Annotated in this window: 20 protein-coding genes; 1 reads left to right on the top strand and 19 read right to left on the bottom strand. The window is 65.4% G+C overall.

Going from position 1 to position 22,306, the window contains the following annotated elements; genetic code table 11:
* Positions 1-16: 16 nt before the first annotated feature.
* The 19 genes from ACVINW_RS02685 to ACVINW_RS02595 all read right to left on the bottom strand — a co-directional run bounded on the left by ACVINW_RS02685 (position 17) and on the right by ACVINW_RS02595 (position 21,259).
* Complete coding sequence (locus ACVINW_RS02685) at positions 17-910, bottom strand: FAD binding domain-containing protein (protein WP_456749874.1); 894 nt, start codon at positions 908-910, stop codon at positions 17-19.
* Positions 907-1,920, bottom strand: coding sequence for an ABC transporter permease (locus ACVINW_RS02680; protein ID WP_456749873.1), 1,014 nt, complete (start codon positions 1,918-1,920; stop codon positions 907-909). The genes ACVINW_RS02685 and ACVINW_RS02680 overlap by 4 nt, the downstream gene beginning before the upstream one ends.
* Entirely contained in the window at positions 1,913-2,929 is a 1,017-nt protein-coding gene (locus ACVINW_RS02675) for an ABC transporter permease (protein ID WP_456749872.1), read from the bottom strand. Before ACVINW_RS02675 ends, ACVINW_RS02680 begins: the two co-directional genes overlap by 8 nt.
* Positions 2,926-4,464, bottom strand: coding sequence for a sugar ABC transporter ATP-binding protein (locus ACVINW_RS02670; RefSeq protein ID WP_456749871.1), 1,539 nt, complete (start codon positions 4,462-4,464; stop codon positions 2,926-2,928). Before ACVINW_RS02670 ends, ACVINW_RS02675 begins: the two co-directional genes overlap by 4 nt.
* 72 nt (positions 4,465-4,536) lie before the next feature.
* Positions 4,537-5,646, bottom strand: coding sequence for a TMAO reductase system periplasmic protein TorT (torT, locus tag ACVINW_RS02665; protein ID WP_456749870.1), 1,110 nt, complete (start codon positions 5,644-5,646; stop codon positions 4,537-4,539).
* A gap of 105 nt (positions 5,647-5,751) precedes the next feature.
* Positions 5,752-7,713 carry a hydantoinase B/oxoprolinase family protein gene (locus tag ACVINW_RS02660; RefSeq protein ID WP_456749869.1) on the bottom strand — a complete coding sequence of 654 codons (1,962 nt, stop codon included), beginning with the start codon at positions 7,711-7,713 and terminating at the stop codon, positions 5,752-5,754.
* A gap of 3 nt (positions 7,714-7,716) precedes the next feature.
* On the bottom strand, positions 7,717-9,741 hold the full coding sequence (locus tag ACVINW_RS02655; RefSeq protein ID WP_456749868.1) for a hydantoinase/oxoprolinase family protein: 2,025 nt from the start codon (positions 9,739-9,741) through the stop codon (positions 7,717-7,719).
* 172 nt (positions 9,742-9,913) lie between these two features.
* Positions 9,914-10,873, bottom strand: a complete 960-nt coding sequence (locus ACVINW_RS02650) for an AraC-like ligand-binding domain-containing protein (RefSeq protein ID WP_456749867.1) — start codon at positions 10,871-10,873, stop codon at positions 9,914-9,916.
* A 107-nt stretch (positions 10,874-10,980) separates the two neighbouring features.
* Positions 10,981-11,946 carry a LysR family transcriptional regulator gene (locus ACVINW_RS02645; protein WP_456749866.1) on the bottom strand — a complete coding sequence of 322 codons (966 nt, stop codon included), beginning with the start codon at positions 11,944-11,946 and terminating at the stop codon, positions 10,981-10,983.
* A gap of 210 nt (positions 11,947-12,156) precedes the next feature.
* The gene (locus tag ACVINW_RS02640; protein ID WP_456749865.1) at positions 12,157-13,134 is read right to left on the bottom strand and encodes a 5-oxoprolinase subunit C family protein; all 978 of its coding nucleotides are present in this window, start codon (positions 13,132-13,134) and stop codon (positions 12,157-12,159) included.
* A complete protein-coding gene (locus tag ACVINW_RS02635) occupies positions 13,124-13,999 on the bottom strand; it encodes a 5-oxoprolinase subunit B family protein (RefSeq protein ID WP_456749864.1) in 876 nt (291 codons plus the stop codon). The genes ACVINW_RS02640 and ACVINW_RS02635 overlap by 11 nt, the downstream gene beginning before the upstream one ends.
* 43 nt (positions 14,000-14,042) lie before the next feature.
* Positions 14,043-15,443: an acetyl-CoA carboxylase biotin carboxylase subunit gene (locus ACVINW_RS02630; protein WP_456749863.1), complete on the bottom strand. Its 1,401-nt coding sequence runs from the start codon at positions 15,441-15,443 to the stop codon at positions 14,043-14,045.
* A 6-nt stretch (positions 15,444-15,449) separates the two neighbouring features.
* Positions 15,450-15,692: an acetyl-CoA carboxylase gene (locus ACVINW_RS02625; protein ID WP_456749862.1), complete on the bottom strand. Its 243-nt coding sequence runs from the start codon at positions 15,690-15,692 to the stop codon at positions 15,450-15,452.
* A 41-nt stretch (positions 15,693-15,733) separates the two neighbouring features.
* Positions 15,734-16,462, bottom strand: a complete 729-nt coding sequence (locus ACVINW_RS02620) for a LamB/YcsF family protein (protein WP_456749861.1) — start codon at positions 16,460-16,462, stop codon at positions 15,734-15,736.
* 93 nt (positions 16,463-16,555) lie between these two features.
* Positions 16,556-17,743, bottom strand: a complete 1,188-nt coding sequence (locus ACVINW_RS02615; protein WP_456749860.1) for an ABC transporter substrate-binding protein — start codon at positions 17,741-17,743, stop codon at positions 16,556-16,558.
* Positions 17,744-17,773: 30 nt separating this feature from the next.
* Complete coding sequence (locus ACVINW_RS02610) at positions 17,774-18,847, bottom strand: branched-chain amino acid ABC transporter permease (RefSeq protein WP_456749859.1); 1,074 nt, start codon at positions 18,845-18,847, stop codon at positions 17,774-17,776.
* Positions 18,848-18,850: 3 nt separating this feature from the next.
* Complete coding sequence (locus tag ACVINW_RS02605; protein WP_456749858.1) at positions 18,851-19,765, bottom strand: branched-chain amino acid ABC transporter permease; 915 nt, start codon at positions 19,763-19,765, stop codon at positions 18,851-18,853.
* A 1-nt stretch (position 19,766) separates the two neighbouring features.
* Positions 19,767-20,489 (bottom strand): ABC transporter ATP-binding protein, encoded by a 723-nt coding sequence (locus ACVINW_RS02600; protein WP_456749857.1) that lies wholly within the window; start codon positions 20,487-20,489, stop codon positions 19,767-19,769.
* The gene (locus ACVINW_RS02595; RefSeq protein WP_456749856.1) at positions 20,486-21,259 is read right to left on the bottom strand and encodes an ABC transporter ATP-binding protein; all 774 of its coding nucleotides are present in this window, start codon (positions 21,257-21,259) and stop codon (positions 20,486-20,488) included. The genes ACVINW_RS02600 and ACVINW_RS02595 overlap by 4 nt, the downstream gene beginning before the upstream one ends.
* Before the next feature lie 100 nt (positions 21,260-21,359).
* Here ACVINW_RS02595 and ACVINW_RS02590 point away from each other — a divergent pair, with 100 nt between their 5' ends.
* Positions 21,360-22,280 (top strand): LysR substrate-binding domain-containing protein, encoded by a 921-nt coding sequence (locus tag ACVINW_RS02590; RefSeq protein WP_456749855.1) that lies wholly within the window; start codon positions 21,360-21,362, stop codon positions 22,278-22,280.
* Positions 22,281-22,306 lie beyond the last annotated feature (26 nt).

Below are 22,306 nucleotides of genomic sequence, written 5' to 3'. Positions count from 1 at the left end.
GTCGATCCCCGCGGGTTCAGGAGCCGAGCGCTGCGATCGCAGCGCGGCGGACGAGGCCAGGCAGCACGCTGACGCGATACCAGCCGGGCGCATCGACGCTGTCGCGGCCGGTGAACTCGTCCGTCAACTCGGTCGCGCTCCTTGCTGCTTCTGCGGCGTCGAGCGGCCGTCCGAGCAGCGCCGCTTCCAGCTGCGGCCATCGCCGTGCGCTCGCTTCGACCGAACCGACGGCGATCCGCGCGGCCTGGACACGGCTCGCCGCATCGAGGCTGACCGAAAGGCTGACGATGGCGACCGGATAGTCGCCCGCTCTGCGCAGCGGCAGCCGGACATGGACCGTCTTGCGCTCGGTCCGGGGCAGGATGATCCGTGTCACCAAGCGGCCGGGTGCGAGCGTTGACCTGATCTTGAGGAAATCCGCCAGGCTGAGGTGCTCGCGACCGCTGCGGTCCGCGATCTCGACATCGGCATCGAGACAGAGCAGCGCCGGCACGCAATCCGCCGCGGCGAAATCAGACGTCGCGAGATTGCCGCCGATCGTTGCCATGGCACGGATCGCGGGGTTGGCGGAGTGTCCGGCAGCCGCTGCGAGGCCGGCAAACTCCGGATGACCGGCCAGGGCCGCCGTCAGCTCCGCATGCGTGACCGCCGCGCCGATCTCGATGGCATCGCTGCCGATCCGGACCGCATTCAGCTCGGCTATTCGTCCGATCGCGACGTAATGGGTCTTGAGCGGCTGGTGCCGGATCGGCGATCGCATGATCCAGGTGCCGCCGGCGAAGGGAGCGCCGGCCGCACCGACTTCGCCCAGGGCATCGAGCGCGGCGGCGAGCGAGAGCGCAACGTAGATCGATGCCGGTGCGTTCTGCGCCGCGACCGCGCTGTCCCGGATGGGTGAGCCCGACGTCATTGGCGTCGCTCCTGCCGCAGGCGATCCAGCAGGACGCCGATGATGACGATCGCGCCGAGCACGACCATCTGGACGTATCCGTCGATCCGGGTGAGGTTCATGCCGTTGGACAGAATGGTGATGAACAGCGCGCCGAGGATGGCGGTGCCGACCCCGCCGCGCCCGCCTGCCAGGCTGGTTCCGCCGACCACGGCGCCGGCGATCGCCTGCAGCGAAAGCGCGCCGCCGAGGTTCGGTTCGCCCGAGCCGGTCCGCGCCGTCATCATGATCGCACCCAGCGCGGCAAGCCCCGAGCACAGCACGTAGGTCGCGACCAGGATGCGCCTGACCGGCAGGCCGGCGACCGCCGCGGCGCGCGGGTTGGTGCCGATCAAATAGAGCGACCGGCCGAACACGGTGCGTGCCAGCAGCAGATGAAGCAAGACGCCGATCGCGACGGTGATCGCGATCGCCGCCGGCACGCCGAACAGGCTGCCGCCGTAGAATATCTGCGAGAACAGCGGCGGCACGCCCTGCACCGGCCGTCCGGACGAAAGGGTGGTCGCGATCCCGATCGCGATATTGTAGCTGCCCAGCGTCGCGACGAACGGATTGACGCCGAGCAGCGCGATGACCACGCCGTTGAACAGGCCGCACGCGATGCCGAGCGCGAAACCGGCCGCGAGCCCGGCGAGCAGCACGGCGGCCGTGCCATGGCCCGACGCGGTGGCGCCGGCCATCGCCAGCGCAGTGCCGACGCTGACCATCGACACGGTCGGGCCAAGGGCGAGGTCGAAGCCGCGGGTGAGGATGACGACGGTCTGCGCCATGGCGAACAGGGCGAGGTAGCTGGTCTGCTGCGCGATGTTGAGCAGGTTGGCCGATGACAGCACGCCGTGGTCGACCATGGCAAAGCCGAGCAGCAGCACGACCAGGGCAGCCGGCAGGACCGCGCTCCAGAGCCGGCGGCTTACCGTCAGTTGCGGGCGATCGGGGTCCTTGGCACCGACAGATAATTCGAGATCAGACACGCGGCTTGCTCCGTCGGCTGAGTTCGTCGAGCGCCACGGCTGCGACCATGATGACGCCGAGGAAGACCGGCTGAAGGCGGGAATCGACATGCAGCAGGTTGAGTGCGTTGCCGAGGATGGTCAGGAACAGCGCACTGACGGCGACAATCTCGACGCGCCCGACGCCGCCGCGCAGGCTGACGCCGCCGATCACGGCGGCAGCGATCGATTGCAGCATCATCCGGTCGCCGCCGAAGCTGGCCTGGCCCGAGCCGACCTGCGCGGTCAGCAGGATGCCGGTCAATGCCGCCAGCACGCTCGAGACGACATAGGTGCCGACGATATGGCGCTGGATCGTCACACCCGACACCACGGCGGCATCGACATTGCCGCCGATCGCGTAGACGTAACGGCCGAACAGCGTGCGCCGCTGCGCAAACACCATCACGAGGATTACGATCAGCGCGACATGAACCGCGGTCGGCAGCCCGAGTGCCTGGGCGCGGCCAAAGCCTTTCACGAAGCTCTCCGGCATGCCGTAAACCGGGATGCCGTTGGTGATCATCAAGCCGACGCCCGCCGTCGCCGACATCGTGCCGAGCGTCACAACGAAGCCGGAGACCTTGAGCTTGGCCACGCAGAAGCCGTTGACGAGCCCGACCACGGCTCCGGAGCCGAGCCCGGCCGCGACGCCGCTTGCGATGATAAGGGCATTGTTGCCGGGAAACGCGGCGGCGGTCGCCGCCATGGTTTTTGCGGTGACGACGCTCGCCAGCGCGACGACCGCGCCGACCGAAAGGTCGAAGCCGCCGGCGATGATGACCAGTGCCTGGCCGCAGGCGACGATCGCGAGCAGCGAGGCGTTACGCAGGATGTTGAGGACGTTGATGATACCATAGAACTGCGGATCGACCGCCGACATGCCGGCCACGAGCATCACCAGCAAAGCCGGCAAGAATCCGATCCGGCCGGCCATCGATCGCAGGCTGAGCGTGCCGTGCGGGTTGGTGGTGACCAGCGCCGTAGTCATGCGACCTCCGCGGCGAGGTGATCGCGGAAGAAGCTCGACAGCACGTTCTGCTCGGTCTTCTCGGCGCCCTTCAGCTCGGCGGCGATGCGGCCGTGGTGCATCACGTAGAGCCGGTTCGACAGCGCCAGCACCTCCGGCAATTCCGACGACACCACGATAACGGCGGCGCCGGCCTCGATCAGGCGTTTCATGAACTCGTAGACTTCGAGCTTGGCGCCGACGTCGATCCCGACGCTCGGCTCGTCGAAGAGGAATACGGTCAGTTCACGCGTCAGCGCGCGTCCCAGCATCACCTTCTGGCGGTTGCCGCCGGACAATGTGCCGGCGCTGCGTTCGATGTTCAGCGGCCGTAGCTGCAGCTGCTCCATGATGCCTGTAATCGTCATGCGCTCGGCAGCCTGCCGCAAGACGCCTAAGCGGGCGAAGGCGGGTAGGTCGAGCCCGGTCATCGACGCGTTCTCGCGGATCGGCCGCGACAGCGCGAGACCCTCGGCGATGCGGTTGGCAGGAAAATAGGCGATACCGCGCTTGAGACTTCGCCTGGGCGTCGGAAATTCGCAAGGCAGACCATCGATACGGATCACGCCGGACGTCGCGGGTTCGATGCCGTAGATCGCGCGGATCAGCTCCGACTTGCCGCAGCCGACGAGGCCGGCGATTCCGGTGATCTCGCCGGCGCAGGCATGGAAATTCACCCCCTGAACGCTGCCGTCGGCGAGCGTCAGGCTTTCGATGTCGACCATCACCTTGTCGGGGCGATGCGCGATGGTCGGAAACAGCAGGTCGATCTTGCGGCCGGTCATCAATTCCACCAGTTCGCCATCCGTCGAGCCGGCGGCATCGAGGGTCTGGATATGACGGCCGTCGCGCAGCACCGTGACGCGGTCGGCAAGCGCGCGGATCTCGCGCATGCGGTGCGAGACATAGATCAGCCCGACATTCTGGCTTTTCAGGCGCGCGATCAGCTCGAACAGTCGTCCGGTCTCGCGTTCGGTCAAAGAGGCGGTCGGCTCGTCGAGGATCAAAAGGCGGACGCGACCGAGCAGGGCTTTTGCGATCTCGGCCATCTGCTGATGTGCGCGGGAGAGGTCATCGATCCGTTGTGACGGATCGAGATCGAAGCCGAGCTCGTCGATCAGTGCGCTGGCGCGCTTGCGCATCTCGCGCGAGCGCAGCACCCCGCCATGGGTAATCTCGCGGCCAAGGAACAGGTTCTCTTCGACGGTGAGACTCGGGATCAGCGAGAATTCCTGGAACACCGGGCTGATGCCGATCTCGCGGGCCCGTTGCGGTGTCAGATGCTGGATCTGCTCGCCGCCGAAATGGAAGGTGCCTTCGTCGGCTGGAAAAGTACCCGATATGACATTGATCAGGGTCGACTTGCCGGCACCGTTCTCGCCGAACAGCACGTGAAGCTCGCCGGCGTGGACATCGAGGTCGACGCGGTCGAGCGCGCGGACGCCGGTGAATCGCTTCGATATCCCCCGCAATCGCAGCAGAGGTTCGGCCGGCTTGGGGGCGATCTCGACGTCCATCCGCTGCTCCGTGGGGTGGGTCGTGGGCGAAGGCGAGAGCGTTGCTCCCGCCTTACGCCGGCTCTTGATCAGTTACTTGGCCTTGACCGAGTAGACCGGCGTCCAGCTTGCCGGCGCCAGCACGAGATCCATCTGCAATTTCGGCACGGTGGTCTTGTCGATCACCGCGGCCACCGGCTGGACCAGGCTCATGACCGGCTTCTTCTCGATGAGACGCACCGCCTGGTCGATCGCGATGGCGCCTTCGCCGACCGGATATTGGGTCGCAAAGGCGAGGATGTCGCCGCGGTTCAGCGCGTCGAGCATGGCCTGGTTCTCGTAGGACGACACGATCTTCAGATCGCTTCGGCCGGCCTCGGCCACCGCGCCGATGGCGGCCTCGGCGGTGGGGGCGGTGCCCCAGATCACGTTCATGCCGGGATAGGCCTGCAACGCATCCTGGATCAGCTGAAGCTGCACGGCGACGCCGGAGTCGCCGAACTTCTCAGCCAGGATCTTGGCGTTCGGGTTCTTGGCGACGGCCTTCTTGAAGCCCTCATTGAACGACTCCGCCCAGCCCGAGCCGGCCGGACCGGGGAACGTCACGATGTTGAGCTTGTCGCCGGGCTTGGTCTGCGCCAGCAGGCCGTCGCCGGTGACCTCGCCCATGGCGACGAAGTCGACATAGTTGGCCGCGGGCAGCGCATTGGGCGGCAGCGGGTTGGTGACGCCGACCACCGGCACGCCCTTGGCCTTGGCTTCCTCGAACTTCTTGCTGAGGCCCGCACCGGAGATGGCGCCGACGATGATCGCGTCCGGCCCGCTCGCCATGCAGTCATCGAATTGCGACAGCTGCTTGGGCAGGTTCTCGTAACCTCCGGCCTCGTAGAGGTTCATGTTGACGTTCATCGTCTCGGCCTGCTTCACGATGCCGTAGGCGACGGCGACCCAGAAACTGTCCTTCATGTGCGGAAACAGCACACAGAGCTTGTAGGGCTTCTCGGCTTTCGGCAGCGGCGTGTATTCGGCAGGCTTCGGCGTGCCGGATGACGCATCGTATACCTTCATGGGAAACCACGGCGTCTCGGCCGCTGCCAGTGCCGGAGTGACGGCGCTGGCAAGCGCGAGGCCGGCGGCGATGCCGAGCACGGAGCGGATCGGCCATTGTCGGTTGGGAGCAAGGCACGTCGTGATCGTCGTCATAGCGCAATCCTCATGGTTCGAATGAAACTGCAGGGGGCGGTGATTTCGAATCCTCTCTGGATAGACAGTCCGCGCCGCTGACGGCGGCGCCGACGTCGATGGCAATCAGCCCGGTTTCCACATCGCGACCGAGCGCCGCTCGAATGCCTCGCGGAATTGACGGGTGGACTCGGGAAGCAAGGCGCCGGTGCCCCAGTCGAGGATCACCGCGTGGCTGCGGATCACGTCGAGCGCGTCGATCTCGCCGCTCCGGTAGCGCTGCGCCACCTTCTCGGGATCGAGCCGCACATTGGCAACGCGCTCGGCGCGGATTTTTGCGCGCAGCGCCTCGGTCGCAACCTTGTCGACCTCGTAGCTGCAGAGCTCGGCGTCGATGGTGTGCACCACGACGCCATAGTCCTTGGCGGCGCGCGCGACCGACACATAGTCGTCTTTGATGTCCTCGATCACGAGGTTCGGATCGCGCTCCAGCGGGTCGCCAAAGCCGCCGCCGCCGGCGGTCGGACGCGAGAAGATGTCGCCTTCGCCGATCGGGACATCCGAGAAGATCGAGCCGAGCCGTTCCTCGGCCGTGCTGCCGGCGCGCTTCAGGGTCAGGCCATGCGGCATCGACGGCAGGCCGCCCTCGATGCCCCACACGATGGCGCGTTCGCGGTCGCAGATATAGGAAATCACGGTCTTCTCGGCCTGCAGCATCCGCGACGTCTTCATGACGCCGGCGCCGCCGCGCCATTTGCCGGGACCGGGCGAATCCCTGAGGATCTCGCATTCGGTGGTCAGGATCGGGTTGGCGCGCTCCTGGCCCTCGACCGGCTGCGACATCAACCCGGTGCCGAAGCAGGCAGTCGTGACGTTGCTGCCGTCCTTGCCGTTGCGTCCGCCCCAGCCGCCGGGCAGCCAGTCGTAGAACATGAAGATCGGCTTGTCGGAACTGCGGGCGTCGAGGCCGCCGGTCAGCAGATATTCGAGATTGAAGGCGCAGGCGAGCGCGCGCTCCGGCATCAGCTTCGACCACATCTCGTAGATCGAGTTCATGATCTTTTCGAACGGCATCAGGAAGCCGGTGACCGCAATCGGCCATTTGGCGTCGACGATCGAGCCTTCGGGGGCGATGATCTCGAAGCAGCGATAGAAGCCCGAATTGAGCGGCAGATCCGGGAAGAAGGTCTTCATGCCGGCGGCAACGGCGGAGAAGGTCGCGCCGAACGCCGAGTTGTAGATCGAGCCGATCGTCGGGTGGCTGCCGGTGAAGTCGTAGATCGCGCGGTCGCCCTTGATCGTCAGCTTGATGCGGATCGGGATCATGCCTTCGCCGCCGGCCGGATCGCGGTCGATGAAGTCGACTGTCTCCCATTCGCCGTCGGGGAGCGCTGCGATGCGCTGGCGTGCCGAGCGCTCGACGTAATCCTGCACGGCGGCAAGCCCGGTCTCGACCGTATCGCGGCCGTATTTGCCGACCAGGCGCAGGATCTCGCGTTCGCACACCGCGGTGGCTTCGGCCTGGGCCTGGATGTCGCCGATGATCGAGGCCGGGTCGCGCGTGTTGGACGCGATCAGATGCGCGACGTCCTTGCGCAAGCCATTCTTGTCGAACAGGCGGACCGGCGTGATGCGCAGGCCCTCGCGGAACATCTCGCGGGCGGCGACGTCGAACGATCCCGGCACGCTGCCGCCGACATCAGACCAGTGTCCGTTGGACTGGCTGAAGGCGATGATCTTGCCGTCGGCGAAGATCGGACGGATCAGCCGCACGTCGGAGAAATGGGTGCCGCCGGCATAAGGATCGTTGATGGCGAAGACGTCGCCCTCATGCATGTCGCCTTCGAAATGGCGCATGACGTCCTTGCAGGTGAAATGCAGCGTGCCGACGTGAACCGCGATGTCCTGGTTGCCTTGCGCGGCGCATTCGCCATTGGCGTCATGCAGCGCGCTTGAGAAATCGCGATTGTAAATCACGAAGGAGTAGCAGGTTCGCAACACCTGCTCGCCCATCTGGTCGACGCTGGTGATGAAGGAGTTCTTCAGAACCTCGAAGGTCACGGGGTCGAGCGGGAGAGCTCCGGTCATGGCTCACTCCTTCACGCGGATGATGATGTTGAGATATTTGTCGACCTCGGCGCTGGCGCCGGGCGGCACGACGGTGGTCGCATCGACCTGCTCGATGATCGCGGGGCCTTGAAAGGAGAAGCCGCAGGGCAGGTCGTCGCGCTGATAGACGGGCGTATCGAGCCCGCTGCCCTCGAACCAGACCCTGCGGCGGCTGACCGGCCCGGGGCTAGCGCCAGTCGGCGTGTGAATGGCGAACTCGGCCTTGGGAACCACGCCCACGGCCTTCAGATTGAGACGGAAGAAGGAGACCGGCGCGCTGTCGCGGCGGAAATTGTATTCGCGCTGGTGTTCGGCGTGGAAACTCTGCACCAGGTCGGAAATCGCTGCGATCGGACGCGGCGCGCTCACCGCGAGCGAACGCCACTGGCCGCGATACATCATGTCGATCGAGCGCTGCAACACGATGTCCTGCTGCGCGACGCCCTCATGGGTCAGCCGTGCCAGCGCCGCCTTCTCGAGCTCCGCGAATTGCGCCTCGATCTCGGCGGCGTCGGCGTCGGCCGCATCGACCATGCAGCTCTGCGAGAAATCGTGCTGCACGTCGACGAGCAGGCAGCCGAGCGCGGAGGTCACGCCGGGATTGGGCGGCACGATCACAACAGGAATCGAAAGATCGCGCGCGACGTCGACGCCATGCAGGGCGCCGGCGCCCCCGAATGCGACCAGGGCAAAGTCGCGCGGATCGTAGCCGCGGCTGATCGAGATCAGCCGCACCGCGTCCGACATGTTGGCATTGGCGACCTTGACGATCGCGTCGGCGGCTTCGTGCAGGCCGAGGCCGAACGGCTTTGCAACGCCGTCTTCGACCGCCTGCTCAGCCAATGCGGGGTCGAGCTTGACCTTGCCGCCGGCGAGGTCGGTGCCGAGCCGGCCCAGCGTCACATTGGCGTCGGTGTTGGTCGGCTGCGTATTGCCGTTGCCATAGCAGGCCGGTCCCGGGTGCGCGCCGGCCGATTGCGGTCCGTTGCGCAGCGAGCCGGCCGGGTCCGTCCACGCCAGCGAGCCGCCGCCGGCGCCGATGGTGAGCACTTCGATCGAGGCAAAGCGGATCGGATAGCCGAATTCGATGTGCCAATCCTTGGTGATGCGCGACTGCCCCTCATAGGCCAGCGACACGTCGGTGGAGGTGCCGCCCATGTCGAGGCCGATCGAGTTGGGGAAGCCGCAGAGGCCGGCGATATAGCGGCTGGCGATGGCGCCGGCGGCGATGCCGGAGCCAGCCAGGCGCGCCGCGAAATCCTTCACGCTCGCCGGCGTCATCACGCCGCCGCCGGTGTGCAGCAGCAGCAGATCGCGGCTGTAGCCTTCCTGCGCCAAGCGTTCGCCGAGCCGGCTCGTGTAGTTGACGACGACCGGGCTCACCACCGCATTGGCGACCGTGGTCGAGAACCGCTCATGCTCGAAGATCTCGGGAAGCACCTGCGAGGAGATCGAGACCGGAATATCAGGCATCTCCGCCAGCAGGATGTCGCGCATGGCGCGCTCATTGGCGCCGTTGAGATAGGCGTTCATGAAACAGACGGCGACGGCGGCGACGCCGCGACGCTTGAGGATGCGCGCGACGTTGCGCGCGGCGTCGAGGTCGAGCGGCTCGATCACGGTGCCTGCAGCATCCACGCGCTCGGGGACGGTCAGGCGGTCGCGCCGCGGCACATAGGGCCGGACCACGTCCTTGTAGGTGTCCCAGAGGTCTTCCTTGTTGGCGCGGCGGATCTCGATGACGTCGCGGAACCCCTTGGTAGTGACGACGGCGGTGCGCGGCAGGCGGCGCGTGATCAGCGCGTTGGTGGCAACCGTCGTGCCGTGCGAGAACAGCGCCACCCTGGACAGGTCGATACCGGCCTTGGACACGCCGCCCATGATCCCGTCGATCGGATCGCGCGTGGAGGAGGTCTTTTCGATGCGGATGAGACCGGTGGTCTCGTCCATAATGCAGATGTCGGTGAACGTGCCCCCGACATCGACAGCCACACGAAGGTCCTGCACCATGCGTCTTCCTTTCGAACAAGCGTTTCGCCGATCTTAGGCAGAGCGGCGGCTTGCCTTCTTGACGCTGAGCGCAGGAAGATTTGTGCGAGAGAGCGCAGCCGCAGGGGGGCACACGTGCCCGGACCGGCGGCGGGATGCCTAGGAAACGATCAGGCGGCTGATGCCGCCGTCAGGCGTTGGCGGCGCGCGAGGTGGCACGCGCCTCACTGGGGGTGCAGCCGAACCGGCCGCGATAATTGCGGCTGAACTGCGCCTGGTCGGCAAAGCCCCATTGATAGGCGATCTCCGAAATGCTCTTGCGGCAGCTTGCATCGCGCAGCAGGGCGTCGCACATCGACAGTCGCTGGTTGCGGATATAGGCGCAGACGGTCAGGCCTTCGCCTTCGAAGATCTGGTGCAGATAGCGCAGCGAAATGCCGCAGCCATCGGCGATCATCTGCGGCGTCAGCCGCATGTCGTCGAGGCGGGTGCGAATGAACTGCTCGCAGCGCAGCAGATGGCCGTTGCGCACCGAGGACGAATGGCCGGTCAGCACGCGGTCGTCGGATTCGATGGCCATCGCAAGCAGCTCGATCAGGTGCTTGCCCACCATCGCGCGCGCCGTCTCGTCCATTTCCTCGATCCGCTCGGCGGAGAGCCGCAGCGTGTCGACGAACAGCGCGCCGACGCTGCGGCTGGCGTCGAACTGCAGCGTCGCGAGTCGCTCGGGGCGGGTGATGCGCCCGCGCAGCACCGCGCTCGGGATCTTCAAACACCACAGCGCCGTCGGATCCTGATGGCTGAACTCGTAGGGCAGATGGCTGCGCTCGATCAGGAACGCGCCGGGCCGGCAGTGCACCACCTTGCCGTCCTGCTCGAAGCGGATTTCGGCAAGCTCCGGCACCGTGATCAGGAAGGATTCCTCCCGCTCGCTCAGCAGATGCCGCTCATGCCGCTTGTAAAGCAGGCCGTTTGCAATGTTGCGCGAGACCGAGAGGGGACCCATCGACCAGGCACCGAGGCGCGCATTGAAGTCGCGCGTGCTCGGGAAGCGCAGGTCGAGCGAGTAATAGGTTCGGGAGACCACCTCCTGCCAGTACTGGCGGCGGCTCTGCAACGGGATGTCGTTGGTCGTGTAGGTGACTTGCATGTCTCACTCCCCGCCGCCGGCTGTGCCTCCGGTCATCGCGTCCCCTGCTCAAAGTTTGGCGAGGACTGCCGGACGGCGTCAAGTCGAATAAAACGGAAACAGATATTCTAGATTTCGATCGCCTCCTGGGCCTGGTGCCGGTGGTCCATGCTGACTGGCGGTCGGCCCGGCCCCACGCCGGCAACCGCAAAGCGCATGAAATCGCGGAATGCCGTCGCGGCGTCCGACGGCTTGGTGTCGCGACGCCAGGCCAGGCCGATGTCCATGCTGGGCACCTCGTCCTCGACGACGCGGGTCTCGATCCGCTGCCCTTCCAGCGACCAGGGCCGGTAGATCAGGTCGGAGAGGATGGCGATCCCCATGCCGCCTGCGACCATCGAGCGCACGGCTTCGACCGAGGACGTGCGGAAGATCGTCTTCGGCTCGAGCGAGGCGTTGCTCCAGTAGCGCATCGAGGTGTGCTTGGCCTCGTCGACGGTGAGCATGACGTAGGGATAGGTCGCGATCTCGGCGAGATGAACCCGCTCGGCGCGGGTCAGCGGATGCTCCGGCGCCAGCCACAGCCGGCGCGGCGATCGCAGCAACGTCTCGCTGGTGAGTTTGGCGTTGTCGCGCAAATTGGAAACCAGCATCACCGCGAGATCGAGCGCGCCGTCGACCAGCGCGCGTTCGAGCACGTCGCGCGGTGCCTCGAACAGCTCGATCGTGATGCCGGGGAAGCTCGCCTGGAAGCGCATCTGATGGCGCGGCAGGAAGTAGCCCGACACGGTATAGGTGACGCCGATGCGGATCGTCCCGAACAAGGGCCCGGCGGCCATCTGCGTGCTGCGCACCGCTTCCGCGACAGTGGCGAGGATTTGACGGCCCTGGGACAGGAACCGGCTGCCCTCCATGGTGACGGTCACACCGTTCGGCGTGCGTTCCAGCAGGCGCGCGCAGACGGTTGCTTCGAGCTGCTGAATGGCCGCAGTGACCGCGGATTGCGAAACATTGAGGTCGATCGCCGCCTGGCTGATCCGACCGGTCTCGGCGGCGGCGACAAAGTAGCGGATTTGTTTCAGAGAAACGGACATCGCGGTTGCTCCGATGTTGCCTAACCCATGAGCGGCGCCCCTCAGCCCGGCGGTATTCATTGCAACTCTCGTGCCGACAGGCCGGGACGTCGCCGTGATGCCGATTTCAGACATGAGAGGCCGCAACCGACGGCCGAAGCGCAGGACATGATCATGCGCGGTCACCAATCGATGACCGCGGACTTGGCGAACAGGGCAGGTGACTGGCAATTATGCCAGTGCGCTGTGCAGCCTGCCGAGCAACTCCGAGCGGCTTTTGCGGGCCGCGAGCGCCTCGTTCATGTCGACCTTGACGAACTTCACCGGCGTGTTGGGTTGCAGCTGGCCGATCAGATCCATATCGGCGGCGATCACGGTGCCGACCATGAAGTAGCCGCCGCCGGAGACGGCGTCACGATGCAGCACGATCGGCTCGGTGCCGCCGGGAACCTGGATCGAGCCGTAGGGATAGCAGGCGTCGGTGATGTTGGACGGATCGGAGCCGGCGCCGAACGGCGGTTCGCGCGGCACGAATTCGAGCGGCTTGCCGCCCTTGAAGCGGTAGCCGATCCGGTCCGCTTCCGGCGCGACCTTCCAGGTGTCGGAGAAGAACCCCGTGCCGGCCGCCTCGGTGATGCGGTGCCAATAGAGGCCGGGCATTGCGCGCAGTTCCGTCGGCATACCCGCCGGTTGCCCGCGCAATTCCCTGGCAACGGCGCGGCCGTCCTTGACGGTCACGGCGGCCTTGCCGACCGGCAGTTCGTCGCCGGCCTCGAGCTTGCGGCCCTTGAAGCCGCCGAGCGCGCCGAGCGCATAGGTCGAGCGCGAGCCGAGCACCACGGGCACATCGATGCCGCCGGCGACGGCGATGTAGCCGCGCGCGCCCTGCTTGAGGAAGTCGAAGGAAAGGATCTGGCCGCGTTTCACCTTGAAGCTGGTCCAGGTCTCGCGCGGCTCGCCGTCGAGCTTCGGCGGCAGCTCCGCGCCGGTGATTGCGACGATCGCGTCCTCGGTGAACTCGAGCTCGGGTCCCATGAACACGGCTTCAAGCACGGCCGCGCCCGCCTCGTTGCCGACCAGGAGGTTGGCGGCGACCAGTGCGTGACGGTCCATGCCGCCGGAGAGCGGGATGCCGATGTGATAATAGCCGGGACGTCCGAGGTCCTGCACGGTGGTCGCAAGACCCGGCTTCAAAACCTTAACGGCCATGGAGAACTCCATCGAGCTTGCTGTTATAGCCATCGATGTCGCGGTTGAACTCGGTCAGCGAGAACGAGACATCACGGATGATTGGAGCAAAACGCCCGGCGTCGACATCGGCGACCGCGGCGTCATAGGCCGCCCGGTCGATGGGCTTCCACTTCACGATGTCGCCCGGCTTGAACAGGCACATGAAGTCGCGCAGATAGCTGATGCTCTGGTTGGGATCATAGATCGGCATCGGCGTGATGCCGAACATCTGATAGCCGCCGGCCCCACGCACCGAGTAGATGCAGCTGAAGCATCCGCCATGCCCGACGGTGAGTTTCGGCGTGTCGGTGCGCGGGCGCAGATATTTCGGCGCCTGCAGCTGCCGCTTTCGCTCGACCATCTGGTAGAGGAAGGGCAGTCCGGCGACGAAGCCGACCATCGAGACGAACCAGGGCGCACTGGAATGCGCCTTGATGAAGGCGTCGACGCTGTCGAGGCCGTTGATGCGGGCGGCGTATTCGAGGTCGGTGCCTTCAGGATTCTGATGCCGCTCGCGGAAGCGCATCAGTGTCTCGTGGGTCCAGGGATCGTTGTAGAGCACGGGGATCTCGATGATCCGCGTCTTGATCACCGGCTCCGACTTCTCGGATGCGGAATCCAGCCGCTTCAGCTCGGTGAGCAGATCGTCGGGCTTGATCTGGTCGGGATCGAACTTGACCTGATAGGAGGCGTTGGCCGGACAGATCTCGGTGACGCCCTTGATCCTGGCGTCGCGTACCGCATTGGTGATGAAGAGGCTCTTGAAAAAGGCCTCGAGCGACATTGCCTCGCCGACCTCGGCGAAGATGTGCTCGTCGCCGCCGAAGGAAAATCGGGTTTGCATGACTAGCGGCCTCCTGTTGCTGACGGGGCGGATCGTCTCATGATCATGACGCGGCCTTTGCAGCCGATGGCGGTGAGGTGGTGGCAAGGGCCGCGGCGTGGGACTCCAGCCACGGCTCGAGCCATGCGGTATGGAAGCGTCCGGCCTTGACGTCGGCGTCGCGCGCCAGCGCCTGGTGCAGCGGCTTGGTCGTGAAGATGCCGTCGACATTGAGCTCGGCGAGCGCGCGCTCGAGCTTGGCGATGGCGCTCGGCCGGTCCTTGTCGTGCACGATCAGCTTGCCGAGCAGGCTGTCGTAGAACGGCGGCACCGTGTAGCCCTGATAGAGCATGCTGTCGAAGCGCACACCGTCGCCGCCGGGTACGCCGAGCCCGCTCACCGTTCCCGGATTGGGCAGGAAATTCCTGGCCGGGTCCTCGGCATTGATGCGGACCTCGATCGAATGGCCGCTGACGCGCACCTCCTCCTGGCGGATGCGCAACGGCTCGCCGCCGGCGATCCGGATCATCTCGCGCACGAGGTCGATGCCGGTGATCATTTCGGTGACGGGATGCTCGACCTGGATGCGGGTGTTCATCTCGAGGAAGTAGAACTCGCCGGTTCTATCGTCGTAGAGATATTCGAGCGTCCCGGCGCCGCGGTAGTTCACCGCCTTGGCCAGTGCCACCGCGGAGGTGCAGAGCTTTTCGCGCACGGCCTGGGTCAGTGACGGCGAGGGGGCTTCTTCCCAGACCTTCTGGCGGCGGCGCTGCAACGAGCATTCCCGCTCGAAGCAATGGATCACGTCGTGGCCGTCGCCGAGGACCTGCACTTCGATATGCCGCGCGCCTTCGATCAGCTTTTCGACGTAGAGCCCACCATCGCCGAAGGCCGCAAGCGCCTCGGCCTGCGCCTGCGGCATCAGATGATGGAATTCTTCCGCGGATCGTGCGATGCGAATGCCGCGTCCGCCACCGCCGGCGGCGGCCTTGATCATCACGGGGAAACCGGTTGTCTCGACCAGCGCGAAGGCTGCGTCCGCCGACTCCAGCCGCCCCTGGCTGCCGGGAACGGTCGGCACGCCCGCCGAGGCCGCAGCCTCGCGTGCCGCGACCTTGTCGCCCATCAGCCGGATCGATTGCGCGGTCGGGCCGACGAAGACCAGTCCGGCTGCTTCGACCGCGGCCGCGAACTCGGCATTCTCGGCCAGGAAGCCGTAGCCGGGATGGATGGCATCGGCGCCGGTGCTCTGCGCCGCCGCCAGGATGGTCGCCTGGTTGAGATAGGATTTCGACGCCTGCGGCGGACCGATATCGATCGCCTCATCGGCGAGCCGGACCGCGAGCGAGTCCTTGTCGGCCTTGCTGTAGACCTGAACGGTCGCAATGCCGAGATCGCGCGCCGCGCGGATGATGCGCACCGCGATCTCGCCGCGATTGGCTATGAGGAGCTTCTTGATCGCCATGGCTTGTCAGACGTCGACTTCGGCGATCGGCTGGCCGGCCATCACGGCGTCCTCGTTCTCGACCAGGAATCCAATGATCTTGCCGGTGACGCCGGCCTTCACCTCATTGAACGATTTCATCACCTCGATGAGCCCGATCGTGTCGCTCTCGGCGACGACGTCGCCGTCGCTCTTGTAGACCGGCTTGTCGGGCGCGGGCTTGCGATAAAAGATGCCCGGGAGCGGCGAGAAGATCTGCTGGGTGGCCATGGTTTCCTCTTTGAGAATCTTTGCTTCGTTGCCGCGACCGTTCAGCGGGCGGTGAGATAGGGGCGGACCGCTTCGCGGACGGCCTCGGCGATGGCGACCGCATTCGGCGTGTCGGAGTGGATGCAGATCGAATCGGCGCCGACCACGATATCGTTTCCCGCCACCGTGCGCGTCTTGCCCTCATTGACCGCTCTTGCGCACCTTGTGGCAGCGTCGGCCGGATCCTTGGCCTCGTGCTCGCGGGTGATGATCAGGCTGCCGTCGCCATTGTAGTCGAGGTCGGCGTAATATTCGGCGACGAAAGCGTGGCCGCGCCGCTCGTAGACCTGCTGGTGCAGCGTTCCCTTCATGCCGAGCAGCGGAACCTTGTAGACGTCGGCGGCGTCCGCGATGGCGTCGGCGATCTCCTCGTTGCGCGAGGCCATGCCGTAGAGCGCACCGTGCGGCTTGATGTGATTGAGCGGCATGCCTTCGGCATCGAGGAACGCCTTGAGCGCGCCGATCTGGTAGAGCAGGCAGTTGGCCAGCTCCTCGCGGTCGATCTTCATCTCGCGGCGGCCAAAGCCCTGCAGATCCGGCAGCGAGGGGTGCGCGCCGACCTTGACGCCGAACTGCCTGGCGAGTTGCACCGTCTTGCGCATGTGATTGAAGTCGGAGGCATGAAAGCCGCAAGCGACGTTCGCGACGTCGATATGGGGCATCAATGCCTTGTCGTCGCCCATCTTGTAGAGGCCGTAGGCCTCGCCCATGTCGCAGTTGATCACGACCATCTCCTTGGTTCCTTCCAGCAGCATTGCAAAAGTACGAAGGCTGCGCCGCCCCGGTCCGCAGCAGGTGCGGCCGCGGTGCGGCGCGTTGCCGGCTTATTTCGACACCAGATAATCCAGTGGAATCTTCTCCGAGATCGTCCACTGGTCGATCACCTTCGGCTTGCCGGCCTCGGTGTCGACGATCAGGTAACGGCCCTGGTTCTGGTGGTGGATGTCCTTGGTGAAGGTGCGCGGCCCGAACAGTGTGGCCTCGTTGTTCATCTTCTCGAGCTCGGCCACGACCGCCACCGCATCGGTCGACTTGGCGCGTTCGACCGCCTTGGCCCAGACGTCGATCAGGACGTAGCCCGGATAGACGTACTGGCTGGACGGGTCGCCGCCGGTGACCTCCTTGTACTTCTTGTTGAACTCGTTGACCTTCGGGTTGGGATCGTCGCCATAGACCGAGCCCTGCACCGGCACATAGAAGTTCGAGAGGTCCGGAACGGCGTTCATCCAGTAGCTGCCGTCGACGCCCGAGCCGTTGAGGATCATCGACTTGATGCCGGCGGCGCGGATCTGCTTGATGGCGGAGACGGCGCCCGGCATCATCGTGCACAGCATGATGGCGTCAGGTTCTGCCGGCAGGCTCTTGATCCGCGTGATCTGCGAAGCGATCGAGGCATCGTCGTTCTTGAAGGTGTCGCTGCCGACCAGCTTGGCCTCCTTCAGGCGCGGCAGCATCCAGTCGAAGCCGTCGCAAATGCCCTTGTTGTAGACCGTCCAGCTGTCGAGCAGCCGGTAGAAGCTGCGCGCGTTCTTCTTGGTGTAGGCCCATTCCGACATCGTCGCGCCCTGCACCGGCGCCAGCACCGAGGCCGAGAACGAGAACGGGCCGACGCCGGGGATTCCGGCCTTGATCGATTCGGCACAGAGGAAGAAGGACACCTTGCCGGCGGCTTGCGCCTGTAGCGCCGCGGGCGCGCCGAAATCATAGTCGCAGGAGACGATCACGAGGTCGGCGCCCTGGTCGAGCACCGCAAGACCGGCCTTGGCGCCTTCGGCCTGGTCGGTCTTGGTGTCGGCAAACACCGGCTTGATCTTCTTGCCGAGCAGGCCGCCGGCCTTGTTGATCTCATCGATCCGGATCAGCGCCGCGTCCTGCGCCGGCTTGTCGTAGGCCTGCATGAAGCCGGATGCCGCGGTGGCAAATCCGACCACGATCTCGTCGGCTGCCCGTGCCGGCGTGAACCAGAGCGTGGCTGCTCCGGCCAAGATGCTGAGTAATGTCGTAACGCGCATAACCCACTCCTCCAATTGTACAAACAAGCGTCAGTGCAGTTCCTTCAGTGCGGTCTGGACCGGCCGTGTCAGGCGCCGCTGCAGCGGCCATCGACGCCAGGAGAACTCCCGGTTGCGGGTCAATCCCATCGGGAGGTACATCAGGATCGCGATGGTGATGATGCCGATCGCGATCTCCTGGACGCCGTTCGGCAGGCCGATGGTGTGCCCGCCGAGGCTGACGCCCTTCTCGAGATCGCGGAACAGCTCGATCAGCACCGATATCGCGACCACGCCCGACACGGCTCCGCTGAGGCTGTACATGCCACCGACCACCAGCATCGACAGCGTGATGAAGGTGGTCCGCAGATAGAACGCGCCGGGATTGACGATGCTCAGGAAATGCGCGTAGAGCGCGCCGGCGAGCCCGATGATGAAGGCGCTGACGACGAAGGCGATCAGCCGCTCGCGGACGATATCGATGCCGGAGGCACTGGCTGCGACCGCTTCATCGCGGGTGGCGCGCAGTGCGAGGCCCGAGCGCGAGATCGAATAGAGATAGGCGATCGCGATCGCCACCGCGCCGCCGATCCAACCGGTCCAGACGTTCATGGTGGGCGGAATGCCGACGATCGAACCTTGCCCGCCCGTCACCGAGTCCCAGTTCGAATAGACATTGTTGATGACGCCGAGCAGGCCGAAGGTCGCGATCGAGGCGGCAATACCCGACAGGCGCATGATGACGCGCCCGACGATCAGCGCGAACAATGCCGCAAACAGGCCCGAGATTGGCGTTGCCACCCACATCGGCAGTTGGGTGTGGAGCAGCCATCCCGGCAGGCCCTTGAGCGTGATCGACTTCATGACCGGCGGAATGGTGAGCCAGGCGGTCATATAGGCGCCGAGGCACATGAAGCTGATATGGCCGAACGACAGCAGGCCGGAATTCCCGACGAAGACGTAGAGCCCGACCACCACCATGATGTTGATGAACATCTCGACCACGGTGCGGTTGAAGGCCCGGCTGCCGAATTGATAGGACAGGGCGGCCATGATGAGCAGCGCCACGATCAGCACGATCGGCGTGATGATCGTTTGCCGGATGACGGACGGCCGCTGCGACATCGATCAGACCCTCTGCTTGGCGGATTTCGGTGCGAACAGGCCCTGCGGCCGCACCAGAAGGACGACGATGACGGCGCCGTAGACGAAGGCGTCGCGGAACACCCGGGCGTCATGCGGCAGGGTCGCCTGGAACACGACGCTGGCCGCACCGATCAGGAAGCCGGCGGCAACGGCGCCGGGAATGCTGCCGAGGCCGCCGATCACGGTCGCGATGAACGCGATCAGCATCACATTGGCGCCCATGCCGATGTCAGCGGTGCCGGAATTGGTCGCCAGGATCAGGCCGATCGCCGCCGCCAGCATGCCGCTGATGGCGAAAGCCAGCAGGATCACGCCGTTGGCGCGAACCCCGAGCATGCGCGCCATGGTGAAATTGTCGGCGGCTGCGCGCATCTCGAGCCCGTAGCGCGTGCGCTTGAGGAACAGCACGAGGATCACCAGCACGGCCAGCGTGATGATGATGGTCACGACCTGGAGCATCGGGATGTGGGCGCCGAGGAACTCGACCGGGAGGCCGAGGCTCGGCCACAGCGTGATCGACTTCGGCCGGCTGGAAAACAGCATCAGCAGCAGATGGCGGATGACGAAACCGAGCGCGAAGGATGCGATCATCATCGTCGCCGGATTGGCGTTGCGGAAGCGGCGGAATACGACGATCTCCGACAGGATCGACAGCGCGGCGCCGATCAAGAGCAGAAGCGGGATTAACACGTAGAACGGCAGCTGGCCGGCAAACACGATCGCCGCCGCGTCGATCGACGGCCACAGCATCGCGAAGACGCAAAAGGCGATGAAATCGCCGTGGGCAAAATTCACGAGCCGCATCACGCCGAAGATCAGCGCGATGCCGAGCGCGCCGAGGGCATAGAGGCTGCCGAGGCTCAGCGCGTCGAAGATGATCTGGAGCAGCTCGCGCATCTCAGTGATCTCCGAAGCCGAAATAGGTCTGCTTCAGGCGATCGTCCCTGACCATCTCGGCCGCGGGGCCCTCCAGCACGATGCGTCCGCCGCGGATCAGGACCATCCGCCCGCCCGTCATCATGGCGCGTGTCGAGCTCTGTTCGACGATCAGCAGCGTGAGCCTGCGATGGGCCCGCAACCGCAGCAGGATCTCGTAGACCTGGTCGATGATCTTCGGCGCGAGGCCCAACGATGGTTCGTCGATCGCCATGATGCGCGGCGCGGCCATCAGCGCGCGGCCGATCACCAGCATCTGCTGCTGGCCGCCGGAGAGCATGCCCGCCGGGGTGTGGCGGCGCTCCGCCAGCATCGGGAATTCCTGGTAGACCTGATCAAGGTCGCCTGCGATTGTCTTGCGGTCGGCCCGCATGCCGGTGCCGACCTTCAGATTTTCCTCGATCGTCAGCGCGCCGAAGACGTTGCGTCCCTCCGGCACCAGCGAAAATCCACGCCGGGCAATGTCCTCGGGTGCGGCACCCGTGATCTCCGTGCCATCGATCTTGATCGAGCCGGAACCGGGCGGTACGACGCCCGCGATGGCGTTGAGCAGCGTCGACTTGCCGGCGCCGTTCGGGCCGGTCACGAACAGGATCTCGCCCTCGTCGACCGTCAATGTCACGCCGCGGAGCGCCGTGAGGCGCCCATAGCTGACCGTGATGTCATTGACGGCGAGTGCGGTCATGATGCGACAGCCACGTCGGCGGTCACCTGCGCAATCAACTCGTCGCGCTGCGTGCCCATATAGGCATGCCGCACCGCGTCGCTGTCGCGGATCTGTGCGGGCGGGCCGACTTCGATGACCTCGCCGGAGTCGAGCACGAAGATGCGCTCGCACAGCTCGAGCACCAGGCCGATATTGTGCTCGATCAGCAGCACGCCGACATTGAGCTCGCTTGCGATCCGCCGGATGATGGCGGCGAGCTCGTGGCTCTCGAGTTCCGACATTCCCGCCGCCGGTTCGTCGAGCAACAGATATCGCGGCGTGCACATGATGGCGCGGCCGATCGCAACACGGCGCTCGTCCGTATAGGGCAGCGCGCCCGCAATGGTGTTGGCGAGATGCGAGATGCCGAGCCAGGCCATGACCCGCTCGGCTTCGCTGATCGCGTCGGGCCGGCCCTGGCCGAGACCGACGCCGGTCACTTCCAGGTTGTCCATGACCGGCAGATCGCGGAAAAGTCGACCCGACTGGAACGTCCGCGCCACGCCTTTGCGCCGCAATTTGTGCGCCGCAATGCCGTTGAGCGTCTCGCCCTCGAGCTCCACGGTGCCGGCGCCGACCGGCTGGAAGCCGGTCAACACATTAATAAGGGTGGTTTTGCCGGCGCCATTGGGGCCGATCAGTCCGGTGATGCGCCCGCGCGGGATGGCCAATGTCACGTCGGACAGCGCTTTCAGGCCTTCGAATTGGACGCTGACACCGCGCGCGACCAATTCCAAACCGTCCGCCATCATCGCAACGCCTTTTCGCCCGCACCCAACGGATTGATTTTTCCGTTCCGTCGCGGGATTGTAAAATTCGAAATATCGTTCGCTGATATCGGAAAATTTTATGTCTCTGACGTTCCGTCAGGTTCGGCATTTTATCGCGACGGCGGAGAGCGGACGCGTTTCGGCGGCCGCGGCCGCGTTGAGCGTGACGCAGTCGGCGGTCACCTCATCGATCAAGGCCCTCGAGGCCGAGCTCGGCCGCAAGCTGTTCGACCGCCATTCCAATGGCGTGACGCTGACCTTTGACGGCCACGAATTCCTGCAGCGCGCCCGCGCCATCGAGGCGAGCGTGTCAGACGCGATCCGGGGACCGCATCGCTGGGGAACACAGGTTGACGGCACCGTCGACGTCGCCGTGAGTTACACCGTCGCCGGATATTTCCTGCCGCCGCTGCTGTCGCGGTTCTGGCGGTCCTTTCCGGGCATCACGGTCCGGCTGCACGAGTTTCAACGCGACGCGATCGAGCAGAGCCTGATCAGCGGCAGCGTCGATGCGGCGATCATGCTGATCGCGAACCTGCACGACCGCAACTCGATCCGCTCGCGGCTGCTGCTGCGCTCGCCGCGCCGGCTGTGGACATGCGTCAATCATCCGCTGCTGCGCAAGGACAGCGTCAAGCTGACCGACCTGTCGAGCGAGCCCTATCTGATGCTGACCGTCGATGAAGCCGAGCGTTCGGCGATGCGTTATTGGCAACATACGGCGCATGTGCCGAACGTCATCTTCCGCACCCTGTCGGTCGAAGCGGTGCGCAGCATGGTCGCGACCGGCATGGGGATCACCATCCTTTCTGACATGGTCTACCGTCCCTGGTCGCTGGAGGGACATCGCATCGATCTCAAGACCCTCGACGACGATGTCCACACCATGGATGTCGGGTTGGCCTGGAAGAACGAGGCGAAGCTGTCTCCGGCGGCGCGCGCGTTCTGCGAGTTCGTCGCCCATTCCTATCCCGGCGCCGAGCCGGTCGAGTTCGACTGACCTCCGCGGAAGCGGCGGGGCAGCGG

It is taken from the genome of Bradyrhizobium sp. USDA 4461 (genome assembly GCF_054055655.1).
The sequence above is the reverse complement of the archived record's forward strand: the minus strand, read 5'-3'. Positions and strand labels throughout refer to the sequence as shown.